Source organism: Nonomuraea terrae, from assembly GCF_004348995.1.
GTDB classification, from domain to species: domain Bacteria; phylum Actinomycetota; class Actinomycetes; order Streptosporangiales; family Streptosporangiaceae; genus Nonomuraea; species Nonomuraea terrae.
The window spans coordinates 1-4,396 of sequence record NZ_SMKQ01000370.1; the positions used below are offsets into that span (position 1 = coordinate 1).

Here is a 4,396-nt window from a genome sequence, read left to right on the forward strand (position 1 = left end):
CCTCCACGCCATGCAAACCCTCACCCAGCGCCTGTCGACCCCCACCACCCGATGGCACCTCGGCGACCTCGCCAGGACCCACCACCAGCACACCGCCCTCTGGCCAGTGTCCCCCTCGGTTCCTTCTACGGGTGACGCTGGTACAGGCAAAGCCGCCTTGGCCAGGAAGTGGACAGCGAATGGCCTGGAAACCGGTCAGGCGAACAGCCGACACTCGGCGAGCTGGTCCGGCGACGGGGAAACACGGGGAAACACCGTGCCGCCGGCGGTGCTGTCTCCGTGCCACCGAGAAAGGCTGATCGATCGTGGCTGAACGCGTACGCGTGGCCGTGCTGGCGGGCGGGCCGTCCGCCGAGCACGAGGTGTCGCTGCAGTCGGCACAGGCTGTGCTCGAAGCCCTGCCGAGGGACCTGTACGAGCCCGTCCCCGTCATCATCGACCGGCAGGGCAGATGGCCGGTGGAGCTGCGACGCGACCTGGCCGACGTGGTCTTCCCCGTCCTGCACGGGCCGTTCGGCGAGGACGGCGTCGTCCAAGGTCACCTGGAGACGCTCGGCATCCCGTACGTGGGCTGCGGCGTCATGGCCTCCGCCGTGGCCATGAACAAGGTCGCGATGCGGCGCACGTTCCTCGCGGAGGACATTCCGATCACCCCGCATGCGTGGTTCACCGAGCACCAATGGCGCACCACCACCGACCACTGGGATCTGGTGAAGTCGCTCGACTGGCCGATGTACGTCAAACCGGCCAACCTGGGCTCCTCCATCGGCATCTCACGCGTCACCTCCATGCGGGAACTGCGCGCCGGCGTGGAACTGGCGCTGACCTACGACCGCGTGGTCGTCATCGAGCAGGGCGTGACCGCACGCGAGATCATCTGCGGCGTGCTCGGCGACCACGACACCCCGGACGCCTCCGTGCCCGGCGAGCTCATCGTGCCCGGCGACTGGCTCGACTACGAGGCCAAATACCTCAGCCAGGCCGAGATCGCCACCATCCCCGCCGAGCTGCCGGAACGGGTGGCCGAGGACGTGCGCGAGCTGTCCCTGCGCGCCTTCCGGGCCATCGGCGGCTACGGCCTGTCCCGAGTCGACTTCCTCCACGAGGAGCACACCGGACGCCTGTACGTACTGGAGATCAACACCATGCCCGGCTTCACCTCCCGCTCCGTCTACGCCAGAGCCTGGGCCGCGAGCGGCGTCCCGTACCCGGACCTGCTGCGCCGCCTCATCGACCTCGCCCTCGCCAGGAGCGGCTCATGATCCCCATGACGCTGCACGAGATCGCGCAGGCCGTCGGCGCGAGCCCGCACGACGTACCCGACCCGCACGCGCTGGTGACGGCGCCCTCGGCGGTCGACTCCCGCGAGGTGGTGCCCGGCGGCCTGTTCGCCGCGACGATCGGCGCCCGCGTCGACGGCCACGACCACGCGGCCGGCGCCATCGCGAACGGCGCCGTCGCCGTGCTGGCCGCACGGCCCGTCGGCGTGCCCGCCCTCGTCGTCGACGACGTCCAGCTCGCGATCGGCCTGCTGGCCAGGCACCTGCTCCACCACATCAGCCCGACCGTGATCGGCCTGACCGGCTCCGTGGGCAAGACCACGACCAAGGACCTGCTCGCCCAGGTCCTCGAACGACACGCCCCGACGGTCGCCACCGACCGGTCGTTCAACAACGAGCTCGGGCTGCCGCTCACCGTGCTGCGCGCCGACGCCACCACCCGCTACCTCGTGCTCGAAATGGGCGCAGGCCGCAAGGGCGACCTGACATACCTGACCGGGCTCGCACCACCCCGGATCGGGCTCGTGCTCAACGTCGGCACCGCCCACGTGGAGCGGATGGGAGCCGGGCCGGCCGACGTGGCCCAGGCCAAAGGCGAACTGGTCGAGGCACTCCCGGCCGACGGGTACGCCCTGCTCAACGCCGACGACCCGTACGTCATCGGCATGGCCGGCCGCACAAACGCCCGGATCCTGCTGTACGGCGGATCGGCGCAGGCACAGGTGCGAGCCGAGCACGTGCGCCTGACCGACCGCGCACGACCCGCGTTCATGCTGGTGACGCCCTCCGGCCGCGCCCCGGTCCAGCTCGACCTCATAGGGGAGCACCAGGTGAGCAACGCCCTGGCCGCAGCCGCCGCCGCCACCGCACTCGGCCTGGACGTCGCCGAGATCGCCGACGGGCTGAACGCCGCACGACGCCGCTCCGCGGGCCGCCTGGAGATCGTCGAACGACCCGACGGCGTCACCGTCGTCAACGACGCCTACAACGCCAGCCCCGCATCCATGCGGGCCGGGCTGCGCGCGGCCAAGGCCCTGGCCGGCACCCGTCGTACCGTCGCCGTGCTCGGCGCGATGGGACAGCAGGCGGACGCCTCCCGCGCCCGGCACGCCGAGATCGGCCGGCTCGTCGCCGACCTCCGCTACGACGTGCTGATCACGGTCGGAGCGGGGGATCCGCACGCGATGGCGGAGGCGGCGCGATCCGCGGGCCACGGCGTGGCCGTCCACACCGCCGACGACGTGACCGCAGCCCTCAGGCTCGCCACCGCGCTCCTCGAACCGGGAGACGTGGTGTTCGTCAAGGCCTCCAGCGAGATCGGCCTCGGCGCCTGCGCCCGTGCGCTGGCCGACGCCGGACCATTCCCTCCGATCACCAGCTGACGAAACGGAGCTCCATGCGCACCATCGGTCTCATCGGCGGATTGAGCTGGGAATCGACGGTGATCTACTACCAGATCATCAACCAGCGGGTACGCGAGCGACTCGGCGGCAGCCACTCCGCCGACAGCCTCATCTGGTCAATCGACTACGCGACCGTCGAGAACCTCATCTTCGCCGACCGCTGGGACGAGGTGAGCACGTTGCTCACCGACGCGGGCAGGAAACTCCAGGAGCTCGGCGCCGGCCTCCTGCTCGTCTGCAGCAACACCTTCAGCCGGGTGAGCGACGACGTGGAGCGGGCCGTGAACGTGCCCGTGCTGCACATCGCCGACGCCGTCGGCGCCGAGATCCGCGCCAGAGGCATGCGCAAGGTCGGCCTGCTCGGCACGCGCTTCACCATGGAGCAGCCCTTCTACCGGGACCGGCTCGCCGCCCACGGCCTCGACGTGGTGATCCCGCGCCGCGAGCAACGAGAACTCGTCCATCGCGTGATCTTCGACGAACTGGTGCGCGGAATCCTCCGGGAATCGTCCAGGGACGCCTACGCCCAGATCATCGACGACCTCGCCGACGACGGCGCCGAAGGCGTCATCCTCGGCTGCACCGAGATCGAACTGCTCATCAGCGACAAGGACAGCGCCATCCCCGTGCTGCCGAGCGCCCGACTGCACGCGGAGGCGGCGGCCGGCCTCGCGCTTGCCGACGGACCCGCCCTCGGTCACGTTCGTACACCGCGGTAGAGCCGGTGCTTCGCGGCTCAGCCGGACCGGTACGCCGACGCGCCGTACAACTCCCGGTGCCACAGATCGGCGCAGACCCGCTCGATACCGGCCGCCAGATGGCGGCGATAGGTGGTGAAAGGAAGACCGAGCCGCTCCGCGGCCACCTCCTGCGTGGGCGCGCCACGCAGGTACGTGACGGACAACGCCCGATGGAACTTGACCGCCCGCGGATCCTCACGCAGATCGTCGATCGCCTGGCGGAGCAGGTCACCCAATGCCGTGGCCGGGCTCTGCCCGGCCCGCTCGGCGACCAGCCGGGTGCGCGTCAGCGGGGAAGCCGCCAGCACGTCCAGCCGCGGCAACTGCCGCAACGCCTTGCGAACCGCGTCGGCGAACTCCGCCTGCGACAACACCACCAACGTCGCCGTCGCACCCGGACCGCCGGCAGACCCCGCGACGGGCAGCCGGTTCAGCCACACCCGCGCCGGCACCGCGCGCCAATCATGAACGAACACCGCGTACGCGTCATCCCCCAGCCCTGGCCGCTCGGAGATGTCACGCATCCCGAAACGCCGCCCCAAAAGCTCCACCCACGCGTCGTTCGGATGCCGCATCTCGATGAACGACCATGCCAGCCGCTCCGACCGCAGACAATCGCCGATCACTCGCCCCAGCATCACCTCCATCACCGGCGAACTCCCGCGATACGACGGCACCACCCACAACCGTCCGACCCCCACATGCTCACCGGCCCGCAACGGCGCGGTAGCCCGCGCATGCCCCCACGCCATCGCCACGACCGGATCAGCCCGCAACTCCTCCTCATCGAGTTCCGCCAACCGCAACCACGCCGAAAACGCCACCGGCTCGCCGGTCTCGACCCGCCGATACAACCGGAACGCCTCCAGCTGACGCTCCGCCCAGAAAGCGACACAGCCCGCAGCCCCCGCACCCTCGGCCACCTGAAGCAACGTGCCGACATCCTCCTCCCGCACCACCTCCTCCCGGAACC

The 4,396-nt window shown here is 70.5% G+C and carries 3 protein-coding genes and 1 pseudogene; 3 read left to right on the forward strand and 1 reads right to left on the reverse strand.

The window, feature by feature from the left end; genetic code table 11:
* Nucleotides 1-305 precede the first annotated feature (305 nt).
* Genes E1286_RS46275 through E1286_RS46285 form a run of 3 tightly spaced genes read left to right on the forward strand, consistent with a single transcriptional unit; the run spans nucleotide 306 to nucleotide 3,402 of the window.
* A complete protein-coding gene (locus E1286_RS46275) occupies nucleotides 306-1,262 on the forward strand; it encodes a D-alanine--D-alanine ligase family protein (protein ID WP_132623629.1) in 957 nt (318 codons plus the stop codon).
* Nucleotides 1,259-2,662 (forward strand): UDP-N-acetylmuramoyl-tripeptide--D-alanyl-D-alanine ligase, encoded by a 1,404-nt coding sequence (locus E1286_RS46280; protein ID WP_132623631.1) that lies wholly within the window; start codon nucleotides 1,259-1,261, stop codon nucleotides 2,660-2,662. The genes E1286_RS46275 and E1286_RS46280 overlap by 4 nt, the downstream gene beginning before the upstream one ends.
* A gap of 14 nt (nucleotides 2,663-2,676) precedes the next feature.
* Nucleotides 2,677-3,402, forward strand: a complete 726-nt coding sequence (locus tag E1286_RS46285; protein ID WP_132623633.1) for an aspartate/glutamate racemase family protein — start codon at nucleotides 2,677-2,679, stop codon at nucleotides 3,400-3,402.
* A 17-nt stretch (nucleotides 3,403-3,419) separates the two neighbouring features.
* On the opposite strand, the pseudogene E1286_RS46290 reads toward E1286_RS46285, so the two are convergent.
* Nucleotides 3,420-4,396, reverse strand: a pseudogene (locus tag E1286_RS46290) (hypothetical protein); the annotation flags it as partial.

Coding starts and splice junctions, on each gene's coding strand:
- E1286_RS46280 (WP_132623631.1), top strand. CDS start 1,259: ATGATCCCCATGACGCTGCACGAGATCGCGCAGGCCGTCGGCGCGAGC.
- E1286_RS46285 (WP_132623633.1), top strand. CDS start 2,677: ATGCGCACCATCGGTCTCATCGGCGGATTGAGCTGGGAATCGACGGTG.